13 protein-coding genes and 1 pseudogene are annotated in these 13,651 nt (G+C 69.8%); 8 read left to right on the top strand and 6 right to left on the bottom strand.

Features of this window, described 5'->3' with window-relative positions; translation table 11 throughout:
* Positions 1 to 127 precede the first annotated feature (127 nt).
* Positions 128 to 970 carry an LLM class F420-dependent oxidoreductase gene (locus tag FPZ12_RS43750; protein ID WP_144759566.1) on the bottom strand — a complete coding sequence of 281 codons (843 nt, stop codon included), beginning with the start codon at positions 968 to 970 and terminating at the stop codon, positions 128 to 130.
* A 74-nt stretch (positions 971 to 1,044) separates the two neighbouring features.
* Positions 1,045 to 1,860, bottom strand: a pseudogene (locus tag FPZ12_RS43745) (glycoside hydrolase family 16 protein); the annotation flags it as partial.
* Between the two features lie 166 nt (positions 1,861 to 2,026).
* Between FPZ12_RS43745 and FPZ12_RS43740 the strand changes: the two are divergent.
* The 4 genes from FPZ12_RS43740 to FPZ12_RS43725 all read left to right on the top strand — a co-directional run bounded on the left by FPZ12_RS43740 (position 2,027) and on the right by FPZ12_RS43725 (position 6,399).
* The gene (locus tag FPZ12_RS43740; RefSeq protein ID WP_144759572.1) at positions 2,027 to 2,791 is read left to right on the top strand and encodes a sulfite exporter TauE/SafE family protein; all 765 of its coding nucleotides are present in this window, start codon (positions 2,027 to 2,029) and stop codon (positions 2,789 to 2,791) included.
* 79 nt (positions 2,792 to 2,870) lie between these two features.
* Positions 2,871 to 5,123, top strand: coding sequence for a xanthine dehydrogenase family protein molybdopterin-binding subunit (locus tag FPZ12_RS43735; protein WP_144759575.1), 2,253 nt, complete (start codon positions 2,871 to 2,873; stop codon positions 5,121 to 5,123).
* A complete protein-coding gene (locus FPZ12_RS43730; RefSeq protein WP_144759579.1) occupies positions 5,120 to 5,590 on the top strand; it encodes a (2Fe-2S)-binding protein in 471 nt (156 codons plus the stop codon). Before FPZ12_RS43735 ends, FPZ12_RS43730 begins: the two co-directional genes overlap by 4 nt.
* Positions 5,587 to 6,399, top strand: a complete 813-nt coding sequence (locus FPZ12_RS43725) for an FAD binding domain-containing protein (protein WP_144759582.1) — start codon at positions 5,587 to 5,589, stop codon at positions 6,397 to 6,399. Before FPZ12_RS43730 ends, FPZ12_RS43725 begins: the two co-directional genes overlap by 4 nt.
* Positions 6,400 to 6,450: 51 nt before the next feature.
* Here FPZ12_RS43725 and FPZ12_RS43720 read toward each other — a convergent pair whose 3' ends face one another.
* Positions 6,451 to 7,008: a YceI family protein gene (locus tag FPZ12_RS43720; RefSeq protein WP_144759585.1), complete on the bottom strand. Its 558-nt coding sequence runs from the start codon at positions 7,006 to 7,008 to the stop codon at positions 6,451 to 6,453.
* A 142-nt stretch (positions 7,009 to 7,150) separates the two neighbouring features.
* Between FPZ12_RS43720 and FPZ12_RS43715 the strand changes: the two genes are divergently transcribed.
* Positions 7,151 to 7,552, top strand: a complete 402-nt coding sequence (locus FPZ12_RS43715; RefSeq protein WP_144759606.1) for a MarR family winged helix-turn-helix transcriptional regulator — start codon at positions 7,151 to 7,153, stop codon at positions 7,550 to 7,552.
* On the opposite strand, the gene FPZ12_RS43710 is transcribed toward FPZ12_RS43715, so the two are convergent.
* Complete coding sequence (locus FPZ12_RS43710) at positions 7,549 to 8,268, bottom strand: GAF and ANTAR domain-containing protein (protein WP_144759588.1); 720 nt, start codon at positions 8,266 to 8,268, stop codon at positions 7,549 to 7,551. The two genes, FPZ12_RS43715 and FPZ12_RS43710, sit on opposite strands and share 4 nt — an antisense overlap.
* A gap of 111 nt (positions 8,269 to 8,379) precedes the next feature.
* Here FPZ12_RS43710 and FPZ12_RS43705 point away from each other — a divergent pair, with 111 nt between their 5' ends.
* Positions 8,380 to 8,823: a hypothetical protein gene (locus FPZ12_RS43705; RefSeq protein ID WP_144759591.1), complete on the top strand. Its 444-nt coding sequence runs from the start codon at positions 8,380 to 8,382 to the stop codon at positions 8,821 to 8,823.
* On the opposite strand, the gene FPZ12_RS43700 is transcribed toward FPZ12_RS43705, so the two are convergent.
* Positions 8,816 to 9,421 (bottom strand): TetR family transcriptional regulator, encoded by a 606-nt coding sequence (locus FPZ12_RS43700; RefSeq protein WP_166463105.1) that lies wholly within the window; start codon positions 9,419 to 9,421, stop codon positions 8,816 to 8,818. The two genes, FPZ12_RS43705 and FPZ12_RS43700, sit on opposite strands and share 8 nt — an antisense overlap.
* 97 nt (positions 9,422 to 9,518) lie before the next feature.
* Here FPZ12_RS43700 and FPZ12_RS43695 point away from each other — a divergent pair, with 97 nt between their 5' ends.
* Positions 9,519 to 11,201: an AMP-dependent synthetase/ligase gene (locus FPZ12_RS43695; RefSeq protein ID WP_150980785.1), complete on the top strand. Its 1,683-nt coding sequence runs from the start codon at positions 9,519 to 9,521 to the stop codon at positions 11,199 to 11,201.
* A gap of 364 nt (positions 11,202 to 11,565) precedes the next feature.
* Here the strand turns inward: FPZ12_RS43695 and FPZ12_RS43690 are convergent, their stop codons facing one another.
* Positions 11,566 to 12,462 (bottom strand): oxygenase MpaB family protein, encoded by an 897-nt coding sequence (locus tag FPZ12_RS43690; protein WP_144759600.1) that lies wholly within the window; start codon positions 12,460 to 12,462, stop codon positions 11,566 to 11,568.
* 54 nt (positions 12,463 to 12,516) lie between these two features.
* On the opposite strand from FPZ12_RS43690, the gene FPZ12_RS43685 reads away from it, so the two are divergent.
* Entirely contained in the window at positions 12,517 to 13,194 is a 678-nt protein-coding gene (locus FPZ12_RS43685) for a GntR family transcriptional regulator (protein WP_144759604.1), read from the top strand.
* Positions 13,195 to 13,651: the final 457 nt, after the last annotated feature.

Here is a 13,651-nt window from a genome sequence, read left to right as displayed (position 1 = left end):
GCGTAGGGCAGGGGCCGGGCCGGGGCCGGTAGTCCGGGCCAGTCGAGCCAGCCCAGCCCGGCCCAGCCGGTCCCGGTCAGCCCGGCCCAGCCGTCCCGGTCAGCTCAGCCCGGCCCAGCCGTCCCGGTCAGACCAGTCCGAGCTTTCCCGCCAGCTTGCCCACGTACGCTTCGACATCCTCGGCGCTGCGGTCGGGGAGTCCGAAAAGGACCTCGGTCACCCCGGCGTCTTCCCATCGCTTCAACGTTTCCGGGTCCGGGCGCCCCGCCAGTGCCACGACCTCGGGCTCACCCGAGCGCCCCGCCTCCTGCCATTTCTTCCGCAGTAGCGCGACTTTCTCCGCAACGTCGTCTTCCATCGGGGTGGTCAGCCAGCCGTCGGCGGAGCGGGCGACCCACGCGAAGTTCTTTTCGGTGCCCGCCGCCCCGACCACTACCGGCACGGAGCCCGCCGGCTTCGGCCACGCCCACGACGGGCCGAACTTGACGAATTCCCCGTCGTACGAGGCTTCTTCGTCCGTCCACAGTGCACGCATCGCCTCGAGGTACTCGCGCAGCATGGTGCGCCGCCTGCCTTGCGGGACACCGTGGTCGGTCAGCTCGTCCACGTTCCAGCCGAACCCGACGCCCAGCGTGACCCTGCCCCCGGACAGGTGATCGAGCGACGCGATCGTCTTCGCCAGCGTGATCGGGTCGTGCTCGACCGGCAGCGCGACCGCGGTCGACAACCGGATCCGTGACGTCACCGACGCCGCCGTGCCGAGCGCGACCCACGGGTCCAGCGTCCGCAGATAACGGTCGTCGGGCAGGGAGGAATCACCGGTCCGCGGGTGCGCGGCCTCCCGTTTGACCGGGATGTGCGTGTGCTCCGGAACGCTGAACGAGACGAACCCGGCCTCCTCCGCCGCCTTGGCCGCCGCGGCGGGCCGGATACCGCGATCACTGGTGAACAACACGATCCCATGGCGCATGCCCCACAGTAGAACACGTTCTAGAAAATCGCGAAAGTGCCGGGCGGCGCGTGGGCGCGGCCCGGCCTGCTTCACGACGTGACGTGCACGTAGTCGACGACCAGTTGCTGCGGGAATTGCGTGCTCCCGTCCGGGGAACCGGGCCAGTCACCGCCGACGGCGAGGTTGAGGATGAGATAGAAGGGGTGGTCGAACACCCACTTGTTGCCGTTCAGATCGGCCGGGGTCCGCGTCTGGTACAGGTTCCCGTCCACGTACCACTTGATCGAGTCCGGCGCCCAGTCCACCGCGTAGGTGTGGAAGTCGTCGGAGAAGTTCGGCCCGTTGTAGTACGCGCCGATCCCGCCGGAGCCGGAGTAGCCGGGCCCGTGGATGGTGCCGTGCACGGTGTTCGGCTCGTACCCGACGTTCTCCATGAAGTCGATCTCGCCGCACGCCGGCCAGCCCGCGCTGCCGATGTCGGTGCCCAGCGCCCAGAACGCCGGCCACATGCCCTGCCCGCGCGGCAGTTTCATCCTGGCCTCGAAATGCCCGTAGGTCTGGGTGAACTTGTTCGCGGTGTTCAGCCGTGCCGAGGTGTAGGTGCACGGCCCGTACCAGCACGTGTACCCGCCCTCCTGCTTGGCGGTGATCACGAGGTGCCCGTTCCCGTCCAGCGCGGCGTTCTGCGTGCCCGGCGTGTACCACTGCAGCTCGTGGTTGCTGACCCCGTCGCCGGTCTCCAGATTCCACTTGGACGCGTCGACCCCGGCGCCGGCGGCCCCGTCGAAATCATCACTGAACACCGTGGTGGCGGCGTGCGCCGAGCCCGCCGGCACCGCGAGCGCGGCCGCGGCGAGCACCGGGACCGCGAGTCCGAGGAAACGGGACAGGCGGGTCTTGAGTGACATCGCTGGCTCCTCCGTTCCATTTGTTGTGAAGGAGAACAAACCATAGGAACGGGGCGGCCGGCGGGACAAGCGACTTAGGTAGGTATTTTCCGTCAACAGAGCCGCAGGTCACAGTAGAGGCGGACCAGCGGGACCCGGCGGTCCGGCCGCCGCGATACTCCCGATCATGACCACCGACCCGCTGCTGCTGCTCCTCCTGTTGGTCGCGGGCGTGGGGGCGGGGCTCACCGGGTCGATCGCCGGGCTCGCGTCGCTCGTGTCGTACCCGGCGTTGCTCGCCGCCGGGCTGCCGCCGGTGTCGGCGAACGTCACCAACACCATCGCGATGCTCGGCTCGACCATCGGCGCCACGGCCGGCTCGCGGCCGGAGCTGGCAGGGCAGCGCGAGCGGCTCAAGGTGCTGTGCCTCGTGACCGCCGTCGGCGGCGCCTGCGGGGCGGCGCTGCTGTTGCTCACCCCGTCCGACACGTTCTCCTATATCGTCCCGTTTTTGATCGCAGGTGCGTCGGTTCTCCTGTTCCTCGGTCCGCGTTTGCGGAAATTCACCGAACAGTCGGGAGCCCGCGGACTCGGTCCGGCGACGGGCGCCGCGGCATTCGCGGTCGCGATTTACGGCGGCTATTTCGGGGCCGCCGCCGGGGTCCTGATGCTCGCGCTGCTCTCCACGGTCTGGGCGCAGTCGCTGGCCCGCTCCAACGCGGCGAAGAACCTCGCCACCGGCGCCGCGAACCTGATCGCGGCCGTGGTTTTCGCCTTCACCGGCAAGGTCGACTGGTTCGCCGTCGTCGCGCTGTGCCTCGGTTCCATCGCCGGATCCTGGGTCGGGCCCGCGATCGTGCGGCGCGTGCCGCCCGCCCCGCTGCGCGCCGTCATCGGGCTCGCCGGGCTCGGTCTCGCCGCTTCACTGGCCTGGCAGGCGTTCCATTCCTGACCGTCATTGCGGCGCGGCGAAACGAAAGCATATGTTGGGCCAAGATCTTCCGGGTTAGCCGGAGCAGGAGGGCCCAGAGTTGAGCATCGTCGGTACCAGGGTGGTCCGCGTCGAGGACCAGAAACTGATCACCACGGGCGGCATCTACGTCGAGGACCTGCGCGAGCCGGCGCTCACCGGCGCCGTGCACGCCGTCTTCGTGCGCAGTCCCATCGCCCACGCGCGGATAACCTCCGTCGACACGAGTGAGGCGCTCGCCGCGCCGGGGGTGGTCGCCGTCTACACGGCGGCCGATCTCGACCTGGGGCCGCGCAACGTCGGCCCCGTCGTGGAGCCGTGGCTGGCGGGCGAAGTCGTCCGTTATGTCGGAGAACCGGTCGCGCTCGTGCTGACCGAGGAGCGGTACCAGCTCGCCGACGCGGCGGAACTGGTCGACGTGGACTACGACCCGCTCGACGCGGTCGCGAGCATCGACGCCGCGCTCTCGGACGAGACGCTCGTGTTCGAGGACCGCGACAGCAATGTCGTCCAGGTGCACGGCGGCGATTTCGACGAGCAGGCCTTCGCGGGCTGCGAAGTCGTTGTCACGCAAGAGATCGTGAACCAGCGCGTCGCGCCGGCGCCGCTGGAGGTGCGCGGCGCGGCGTGCGCGTGGGGCGAGGACGGCAGGCTGACGGTCTGGCTTTCCACGCAGAACGCCCAGATCGGCCGCACCGCGATCGCCGCCGGGCTCGGCGTCGGCGAGGAGCAGGTCCGGGTCATCACCCCCGACGTCGGCGGCGGGTTCGGCGCGAAGATCGGGTCCGACCCCGAGCCGGTCGTCCTCGGCTGGGCGGCGAAGCGCGCCGGGCGGGCCATCCGCTGGAGCGAGACCCGCAGCGAGAACCTGACCTCGATGACGCACGGCCGCGCGCAGCAGAACACCGTCACGATCGGCGGCCGCCGTGACGGCACGGTCGACGTCGTTCGGCTCGACGTGGTCCAGGACGGTGGCGCATACCCGCGCGCGGCGTTCCTGCCGACGCTGACCGAGCTGATGGCCTCGGGCGTCTACCACTTCCCGAAGGTCGAGACCCGCAGCCGGGTCGTCGTCACCACCACGACCCCCATCGCCGCCTATCGCGGAGCCGGGCGGCCGGAGGCGACGGCGGCGATCGAACGCGGCATGGACCTCTTCGCCGCGGAGCTCGGCCTCGACCCCGGTGACGTGCGCCGCGCGAACTTCATCCGCCCCGAGGAATTCCCGTACACCACCAAATCCGGCGCGAGCTACGACACGGGCGAGTACGCGCAGGCGCTCGACAAGGTGCTCGAAACGGCGGGTTACGCGGAGCTGCGCGCGGAGCAGAAACGGCGCCGCGACGCGGGCGAGCCGGTCGTGCTGGGGCTCGGGATCGCCACCTACGTCGAGATCACCGGGGGCGACGCGGGCGGTGAGAGCGGCCGCGTCGACATCAACCCCGACGGCACGGTCACCGCGTACACCGGCAGTTCCCCGCACGGCCAGGGCCTCGACAGCTCGCTCGCCATGCTGCTGTCGGACCAGCTCGGCATCCCGATGGAGAACATCACCATCAAGCACGGCGACACCGACGACGTGCCCAAGGCCGTCGGCACGTTCGGCTCGCGGTCGTTGCAGCTGGGCGGTTCCGCCGTGCGGCAGGCCGCGGACCAGGTGATTTCGACCGCCCGCGAGATCGCGGCGGACATGCTGGAGGCGTCACCGGACGACCTCGAGCTCAACGTCGACGAGGGCGCGTGGCAGGTCCGGGGCGCCCCGGCCAGCGGCGCGGTCTCCTGGGCGCAGCTCGCCGCGCGGGCCGAAGAAGGCGCGCTGTCCGCGGACGTCTGGTTCGGCGAAGGCACCCCGACGTTCCCGTTCGGCGCGCATCTCGCGGTGGTCGACGTGGACACCGAAACCGGCAAGGTCGTCGTGCGCCGGATCGTCGCGGCCGACGACGCCGGCCCGGTGATCAACCCGCTGGTCTTCCGCGGCCAGCGGCACGGCGGGCTCGGCCAGGGCATCGGGCAGGCGCTGCTGGAAGTGATGAGCTACGACGAAGACGGCAACCCGACCACGGCCACCCTCGCCGACTACTCGTTCGTCACGGCCACCGAGCTGCCGGACTTCGAGCTGGTCGACATGGCCACCCCCACGACGCGGAATCTCTTGGGCGTCAAGGGAATCGGCGAGGCCGCCACCATCGGATCGACCCCCGCCGTGCACAACGCGGTGGTCGACGCGCTGTCGCACCTCGGCGTGGCGCACCTGGACATGCCGGTCACGCCGCTGCGCGTGTGGACGGCCATTGAGGAGGCGAAGGCCCAGTGAAGGTCAGCATCGAGATCAACGGCCGTCCCGTCGCCGAGGAGGTGGAGGACCGCACGCTGCTGGTGCATTTCGTGCGCGAGAACGCCGGGCTCACCGGGACGAACATCGGCTGCGACACCACGTCCTGCGGCGCCTGCACGGTGCTGCTGGACGGCGAGTCGGTGAAATCCTGCACGGTGCTGGCCGCGCAGGCCGACGGGCACAAGGTGACCACCGTGGAGGGACTGTCCGGAAAGGACGGTGACCTGCACCCGGTGCAGCGCGCGTTCCGCGAGCAGCACGGGCTGCAGTGCGGGTTCTGCACGCCGGGGATGATGATGGCCTCGGTCTCGCTCCTGGAGCACAATCCCCAGCCCACGAGGGAAGAAGTGCGGGCGGGCCTGGAGGGCAATCTCTGCCGCTGCACCGGTTACCACAACATCGTCAGCGCCGTGATCGACGCTTCCGGGCAGGAGGTGGACCGGTGATCCCGGCCGCGTTCAGCTACCGCCGCGCGTCCACAGTGGACGAAGCGCTCACGTTGCTCGGCGAGTACGGCGACGACGCGAAGCTGCTGGCGGGCGGGCATTCCCTGCTGCCGCTGATGAAACTGCGGCTGGCCGCGCCCGAAGTGCTCGTCGACGTCGCCCCGATCGACGACCTGCGCTACGTGCGCGTGGAGGGTGACGTGGTGGCGATCGGGGCGCTGTCCCGCTACCACGACCTCCACCACGACGCCGTGCTGCGCGAGCACGCCCCACTCTTGGCGCACGTGGCCGGAGAGGTGGGGGACCAGCAGGTCCGCCACCGCGGCACCATCGGCGGTTCGCTCGCGCACGCCGACGCGGCCGCCGATCTTCCCGCCGCCGTACTGGCTTCCGACGGCGAACTGGTCGTGCGCGGCCCGAACGGGGAGCGCCGCATCCCGGCGGCGGAGTTCTTCCTCGGCCCGTTCACCACTCCGCTGGAGCCGGACGAGCTGCTGACCGAGATCCGCGTGCCGCTGCGCACCGGGATCGGCTGGGGTTTCGAGAAGTTCACCCGCCGCGCGATCGACTGGGCCATCGCCGGGGTCGCCGTGGTCGGCGATTCCGTCGGCCTGATCAACCTGGCGGGCACGCCGATCCGCGCCACCGCCACCGAACAGGCGCTGGCCTCCGGCGCGTCGCCCGCCGAAGCCGGCGCGCTGGCGGCGGAAGGCGCCTCCCCGGTGGACGAACCGCACGCGACGGCGGAGTACCGCGCGCACCTGGCGCGGGTGCTCACCACCCGCGCGCTGGCGGCCGCGCGCGCCTAGCGAAAAGGCCGCCCGGCACGATTTCCGTGCTGGGCGGCCTTTTTCGCGCGCTCAGGCGGTTTTGATCGCGGACACCTCGAACTCGAGGGTCACCTTTTCGCTGACCAGCACGCCGCCGGTCTCCAGCGCCGCGTTCCAGGTGATGCCGAAGTCCTTGCGGTTGATCACCGTCGAGCCCTCGAAGCCGATCCGGACGTTGCCGAACGGGTCCTGCGCCTGGCCCTCGAAGGTGAACGGGATGGTGATCGACTTCGTCACGCCGCGGATGGTGAGGTCGCCGGTGACGTCGAACTCGTTGTCCCCGGTCTGCTTGATCGCGGTGGAGGCGAAGGTGATCTCCGGGTACTCGTCCATCTGCAGGAAGTCGTTGCTGCGCAGGTGGCCGTCGCGGTCGGCGTTGCGGGTGTCGATGCTGGCGGCCTTGATGGAGACCGCGGCGGTGGACTTCTCCGGGGCGTCGCCGTCGATCTCCGCCTTGCCCGCGAACTCGTTGAACGCGCCGCGGACCTTGGTGACCATCGCGTGGCGCGCGACGAAGCCGATCCGGGTGTGCGCCGGGTCGAGCTCGTAGGTGCCGGTGAGCTCTGCGTAGTTTGCCGGGGCGGTCATGGGAAACCTCCTAGTAGCTGACCTTGTCCTCAGCCTGGCTCAACTTGGGTGACGTGTCAACTATTCCCGTATACTCGATCGCGTGACGGAAACTCGCTGGCTCACCGACGCCGAACAACGCGCCTGGCGCGGCTACATCGCGATGCAGGCGCAGCTGACCGCCGCGCTCGGCAGGCAGTTGCAGAACGATTCCGAGCTGTCACACTCCGACTTCGCGGTACTGGTGCAGCTGACCGACACGCCCGACGAGCGCGTGCGCATCTTCGAGCTGGCCCGCGCCCTGCAATGGGAAAAGAGCCGGCTCTCCCACCACCTCGCGCGGATGCAGCGCCGCGGCCTCGTCGCGCGCGAAGAATGCCCGTCCGACGCGCGGGGCGCGTTCATCGTGCTCACGCCCGAAGGCCGCCGCGCGATCGAGGCCGCCGCGCCGCGGCACGTGGAAACCGTGCGCCGCCTGGTTTTCGACGCGCTCACCCCGGAGCAGGTGGACACGTTCGCCGACATCTCCGAGCAGGTGCTGAAGCGGCTCGCCGACGATGCTTAGGCGTCGTGCCGGGCGTTGGACTCCTTCACGAGCCACAGCGCGATGTCGTGCAGCTTCCGGTTGGAGCGCTGGGAAGCGCTCACCAGCAGGGAAAACGCCTGCTCGTCGGTGATCCGGTGACGTTCCATGAGAATGCCTTTGGCCATCGAGATCGTGTCGCGCGTCTGCAGGGCGTTCCGGAGCTGCTCCTGGCGTTGCGAACCGGTCAGCGCGACGGCCGCGTGCGCGGCGAACAGCGTGCTGATGTGCTCGGCCTCGTCGTCGAAGGCGTCGAACTCGGTGGAGTAGAGGTTCAGCGCGCCCAGGTTCGCCGATTTGGTGAACAGCCGGATCCCGAGCATCGAGGCGATGCCGAGCCCGGCGGCGGCCCCGGCGAATTCCGGCCAGCGCTCGTCGGCGCCGATGTCGCCCGTGCGGTAGACGGGCCGGTCGAAAACCGCGTCCACGCAGGGGCCCTGGGAAAGCTCCTCCTGCAGCCGGTCCAGTTTCGCGACCACGGCGCCGGTGGGGGCCACGGACCGGAGCCTCCCGGATTCCAGCAGCGTGACGCCCGCGTGCTCGGTGCCGGGAACGGCGGCGACGACCGCGCGCACGATGTTTTCCAGCGTGGAGTCCACATCCGGCTCGGGTTCGAGCGTGCGCACCACCGAGCCGAGTAGCTCGGCCAGTGCGGCGCTGTCCTCGTCCGGCCTGCGTGGGGCCGTCTGCTCCGTCATGCGGTCAAGTCTTACCGAAACGGCGGGCGCCGCCAAATTCGTGTTTCAGGAGCCGGCCGCCCGGGTAAACGGTGAGCGGTCCGTTGAACACCCAGCGGAAGGGTCCCCACCATGACTGTCCAGAGGGCCTGCGGCGAACAGATCGTGTGGCGGCGCCTGGACACACTGTCCGACCTGGCGCGGCTGCGGAACGCCCTGTGCGGCCTGTTGTTCGACGTGCCCCCGGATCTCGTCGTCAGTGTGCTGCTGTTCCTGGACGAACTGTGCGTCGAAGCCCTCGACGACGACCGCGGCCCGGTCACCGTCTGTCTCGTCCGCGCGACGGATCCGCACTACCTCCGGATCGACGCGCGCGCCGGCAAGCTCGTCCCGCCGAGCAGGCCCGGGTTCATGGACGCCGGGGGCAACGGTTCCGCCGGCTGGGGTGTCGACTTCGAGAACGACGGCATGGGTGTGTGGGCCTATCTGACGCTCCCCGTGCCCGAGCCGGGCCGGTCCGCCCCGCCGTGGTCGCGGCTCGCGTTCTGCCTCCCGCGCAACCCCACGCTCAACTGACTTTCCGCGCCGCCAGCGCTTCGAAATGCTCGCCGAAAACGCGCCGCGCGCGGCGGCGCAGCTGCGCCCGCCCGGCTTCGTCGGACCCGGCGAGCAGCCCGGTGCCCGCCACCAGCGCGCCCAGCACGTTGATCTCATGCCGGAGGTCCAGCCCGGCGGGCAGTTCCCCGTCCTCGACGGCTTCGGCCAGATACGCGGCCACTTTCCCGGACCATTCCCGGTAGCCGTCCAGGAAGCCGCCTTCGCGGACCTGCCCCGGCGCCTGTGACCAGAACGCCAGCCACACCTGCCAGCACCGGAAGCGCACGTCGTCGAGCGGGAGCAGGGCGAGGGTGGCTTGTTTCGCCGCGGCCAGCCCGCGTTTGGCCCCGACGGCCTGCACCACGCGCTCGGTCGCGACGTCACCGTTGTGCCGCAGCACCGCGGCCATCAGCTCCGCCTTGTCCTCGAAGTAGTGCGTCACCGAGCCGGTGGTGACCCCGGCCTCGGCGGCCACCGCGCGCAGCGTGGTCGAGGCCGGGCCGAGCCGGGCGACCAGCCGCCATGCGGCGTCCACCAGCTGGTCCCGTGACCGGGGGTCCCGCACCCGACGTGCCATGCCTCGCCTCGCTTTCCCGGACATCCTGCCACAACCCTTGTTGCGTAACGCATGATACGTAACACTCGTTATGCCGGATCGGAGCAGAGGAGTGAGAATGGACCTCGCACAGGAGTGTGCGGCCGAGGCCGCCGGGCTGACGGTTCCCGGGCTGGTGCGCCGCAACGCCGAGGCTTACCCGGAGCGCCCGGCGCTGACGGCCGGTGAGGAGACGCTCAGCTGGGCGGAGCTGAGGACGAGGGTCGCGGAGATCGCCCGCGGCCTCGGCGCGCTGGGGCTTTCGCCGCGGGAGCGGCTGCTGATCATGATGACCAGCCGGTTCGAGCACTGGATAGCCGATCTCGCCGCCGCCCACGTGCGCGCGATTTCGTGCACCGCGTACCACACCCTGAGCCCGGACCAGATCACTTATGTGGCAACGCATTCCGGGGCGTCGGTGGTCGTGCTGGAGGGCGCGGACGAGGTGGCGAGGTGGCGGCCGGCGCTGGCCGCGTCGACGACGATCCGGCACGTCGTGGTGGTCGACGACGACGTGGACCTGCCCGACGACGAACGGTTCGTGCGGTGGGCCGACCTCGCCGCGCGGGGCGCCCGGCTGCACGGCAAGGATCCCGCGGTGCTGGAGAAGCTGACCGACGAGGTCGTGCCGGGCGAGCCGGTGGCGATGATGTACACCTCGGGCACCACCGGTGACCCGAAAGCCGTGGTGCTGAGCCATTACAACGTGCTGTACGAGGCCGTCGCGCTCGACCGGCTGGCGCCGATGGACCTGCACGCGCCGACCATCGCCTACCTGCCGCTGGCCCACGTCGCCGAGCGGGAGCTGGCGATCTACCGCGCGCTGTACAAGGCGTCGCACGTGTTCATCTGCGCGGATCCGTCGCAGGTGGTGTCCACTTTGGCCACTGTGCGGCCGCCGTCGTTCTTCGGGGTGCCCAGGGTCTGGGAGAAGATCGCGGGCGTGCTCAAATCGGTGCCCGACGGCGCGGACGGGCTCGTGAAGCAGCTCGGCCTGGATGGGCTTTCCTGGCCCGGCAGCGGTTCGGCGCCATTGCCGGGGCCGGTGCGGGATTTCCTCGCCGGGCTCGGCGTGGACGTGCTCGAAGTGTGGGGGATGAGCGAGACGACGGGCTGTGCCACGGCGAACGTGCCGGGCGCGGCGAAGCCCGGGACGGTGGGGCGGCCGTTGCCCGGGATCGAGATCCGCATCGCCGAGGACGGCGAGATCCTGGTGCGCGGGCCGCTCGTGTTTCTGGGTTATCTTCAGCCGGACGGGTCGGTGCGCGAGGACACCGACGAAGACGGCTGGCTGGCGACCGGGGATATCGGCGCCGTCGACGAGGACGGGTTCCTCACGATCACCGACCGCAAGAAGGAGCTGATCATCACCTCCAGCGGGAAGAACGTGGCGCCCACGAAGATCGAAGGAATGCTGCGGGCGCATCCGCTGGTCGGGTACGCGGTCGCGGTCGGGGATCAGCGGCCGTACCTGACCGCGCTGATCACCCTCGACGAGGAGACGGCGCCGGGGTGGGCCGCGGCGCGGGGGATCACGGGGACTTTGACTTACCTGGCAGGGCATCCGGCCGTGCGAGCGGAGCTCGACGCGCTTCTCGAAGAGGCGAACGGGCAGCTGGCGCGGGCCGAGCAGATCAAGCGGTACGCGATCCTGCCCGAGCCGTGGACCGCGGAGTCCGGTGAGCTGACGCCCACCCTGAAACTCCGGCGGCGGATCATCCATGACCGGTATTCGGCGGATATCGCTTCCCTTTACGGCTGAGCGGGGCGGCCCGCGTTTGCTCCTTGGCCGAGATGAGTTCGCCCGGTCGCGGCGCGCGGTGGCCCGCGTTTGTGTTGGCGCGGGCCACTTTTCTCCGGTGGTAGGCGGGGCGGGTCGTGCGTGTTCGGTAGTCGGCTGAGGTTGCCTGGCTTGGCGGCTAGGTGGGGTGGGCCGTCTTTGCTCCTTGGCCGAGGTGAGTTCGCCCGGTCGCGGAGCGCGGTGGCCCGCGTTGGTGTTGGGACGGGCCACTTTGCTTTGGTGGTTGGTGGGGGTGGGTCGTGCGTGTTCGGTACTCGGCTGAGGTCGCTTGGCTTCGCGGCTAGGTGGGGTGGCCCGTCTTTGTGTTGGGACGGGGCACCTTTCCTCACGCGGAGGTGCGGCGGCGGCGCAGGAGTTCGGGGTCGATGTCCGCCGGTGGTTCGGGAGCGCCGAGGTCGGACGGGCGTTGTCCGGCCGGGTAGGTCGGGTAGCTCTTGGCGCCGCCCGGGTACAGCAGCTTGGAGCGGCGGCGGTGCGGCAGCGGTCGTTCCAGCACCGCGCGGGCCCGCAGCGCGCCGCGCACCAGCCGGCCGACCCACGCGGGCGCGGGTTCGAAACCGAAGGCGGCCAACATCATCGGGTCGAGCAGGCTCTTCGCGCCGGTGGAGACCGCGGACCGCAGCGGGGCCGGGTACCACGAAGCGAACAGGTTCAGCGTGTACATCCCGATCTCGTGGTTGGTGTCGGAATATACGAAGTGCTCGCTCTCGTAGGCGTCCTTGAAGCGGCGGAACGCCTCGTAGCCGTCCGGGATCTCCTTGATCCCCATGCGGCGGCCGACTTCGCGGAAGTAGTGGTATGCCGCCTGACGTTCCTTTTCGTGCAGGCGCCGCCAGCCGAACGTGTCGATCCAGTCGATGGGGTCGTAGACGAATGTGGACAGCACGTAGAGCATGTCGTCGTTGCTGATCCGGTAGCGGCCGTGCATCCGGTTCACGACGCCGAGCGCCTCGCGCCCGCGCGGCGAGTCGTAGCCGTGCTCGGCGAGCTCCGCCATCAGCAGCGCTGTGTCGTCGTAACGGCGCTGGGGGCGCTCGGCGAACTCGCGCGTGGCCGAGAGGAGTTTCGAAATGCTCGGCACACAGTAGGTGCGGAAGAGCGCGAACTCCAGCGCGCGCTGGTAATCCCAGGGGAACTCGTGACCGATGGAAATCCGGTAAATCTCCTGATGGTCGGTGACAGGGTCGAGCCGCTCGATGCGGCGGAGCCAGTAGCCGCTCATCTCCACCTCCAGGTGACAGGTTTGATATCTTATATGAGATCGAAGGAGGGTGCCATGCCGAGAAGCGCCGGACTGCCGCGGAGACCGCAGCTGGCCGACGAGGTGGCCGCGCACCTGCGGAACCTGATCATGTCGGGTGAAGCGCGCCCCGGCGAGTATCTGCGGCTCGATCAGGTGGCCGCCGAGCTGGGGGTGAGTGTCACCCCGGTGCGGGAGGCACTGGCCGCGCTTCGCGGTGAGGACATGGTGGAACTGGAGCCGCACCGGGGTTTCGTGGTCGCGCCACTGTCCGAAGTGGATGTCGCGGACATGTTCGAGCTGCAGGCCGGCCTGGCCACGACGCTGCTCGGCCGGGCGGCGGCGAACCTGTCCGCCGGCGATCTCGACGAGCTGGAGCGGCTGAACGACGAGCTGGCGGACGCCGCGAACGTCCCCGACCCGGCGGAGCTCGAGCGCCTCGAGTACGACTTCCATCGCGCCATCAACCGGGCCGCGCATTCGCGGAAGCTGTCCTGGTTCCTGCGGAACGCGACGGTCTATCTGCCGCGGCCGTTCTATTCGTCGGACCCCGAATGGCGTGAGCTGACAGTCGCGTCGCACCGGAAGATCCTGCGCGCGCTCCGCAAAGGCGACGTCGCGACGGGCGGCGTGGAGATGCACCGTCACGTCACGGAAAGCGGTGCCCGGCTGATCGCCCACCTGGAGAAAACCGGCCTGTGGCGGGAAGAGTGAGTGCGTGTGGGGGTGTAGTTTCCGAGGCTCGCCCAAGCCTTGGGTAGATCATATATGTGATATCTGCGTAGGTCGGGGCGGCTTCGCGATGTGGCTCCCGGGGCGCCAGAGGATGAGCGGCCGACGAGGCGGTCCAGGTGGCCTAGTGGTGGAGTGGCTGATCCACTGAACCAGCCAAGCAGGCAGAGCCCGACGGTAAAGTGGCTGAACCACTGGGCCACTGAACCGACCCAGCAGGCGGGGCCGGGCGGAAAGTGGCCGAACCGCTGAACCAGTGAGCCACTGAACCGCTGAGCCACTGAACCGCTGAGCCACTGAACCGCTGAGCCACGAGTCAATCCAGCTGAAGCAACCGGCGCAGGTGGCCGAGTGACTGAGCCGCTAAGCCGGGCGGGGGCCATCGTGCTAAGCCGAGCCGCCGCCGCTGAACCATCCCGCGGACCGCGCGCCCGGAACC

The sequence above is a fragment of the Amycolatopsis acidicola genome (genome assembly GCF_007713735.2).
GTDB lineage: Bacteria > Actinomycetota > Actinomycetes > Mycobacteriales > Pseudonocardiaceae > Amycolatopsis_E > Amycolatopsis_E acidicola.
This window is presented reverse-complemented; position numbering and strand designations above follow the sequence as displayed.

Coding starts and splice junctions, on each gene's coding strand:
- FPZ12_RS43750 (WP_144759566.1), bottom strand. CDS start 970: ATGCGCCATGGGATCGTGTTGTTCACCAGTGATCGCGGTATCCGGCCC.
- FPZ12_RS43740 (WP_144759572.1), top strand. CDS start 2,027: ATGACCACCGACCCGCTGCTGCTGCTCCTCCTGTTGGTCGCGGGCGTG.
- FPZ12_RS43720 (WP_144759585.1), bottom strand. CDS start 7,008: ATGACCGCCCCGGCAAACTACGCAGAGCTCACCGGCACCTACGAGCTC.
- FPZ12_RS43715 (WP_144759606.1), top strand. CDS start 7,151: ATGCAGGCGCAGCTGACCGCCGCGCTCGGCAGGCAGTTGCAGAACGAT.
- FPZ12_RS43710 (WP_144759588.1), bottom strand. CDS start 8,268: ATGACGGAGCAGACGGCCCCACGCAGGCCGGACGAGGACAGCGCCGCA.
- FPZ12_RS43705 (WP_144759591.1), top strand. CDS start 8,380: ATGACTGTCCAGAGGGCCTGCGGCGAACAGATCGTGTGGCGGCGCCTG.
- FPZ12_RS43700 (WP_166463105.1), bottom strand. CDS start 9,421: ATGGCACGTCGGGTGCGGGACCCCCGGTCACGGGACCAGCTGGTGGAC.
- FPZ12_RS43695 (WP_150980785.1), top strand. CDS start 9,519: ATGGACCTCGCACAGGAGTGTGCGGCCGAGGCCGCCGGGCTGACGGTT.
- FPZ12_RS43690 (WP_144759600.1), bottom strand. CDS start 12,462: ATGAGCGGCTACTGGCTCCGCCGCATCGAGCGGCTCGACCCTGTCACC.
- FPZ12_RS43685 (WP_144759604.1), top strand. CDS start 12,517: ATGCCGAGAAGCGCCGGACTGCCGCGGAGACCGCAGCTGGCCGACGAG.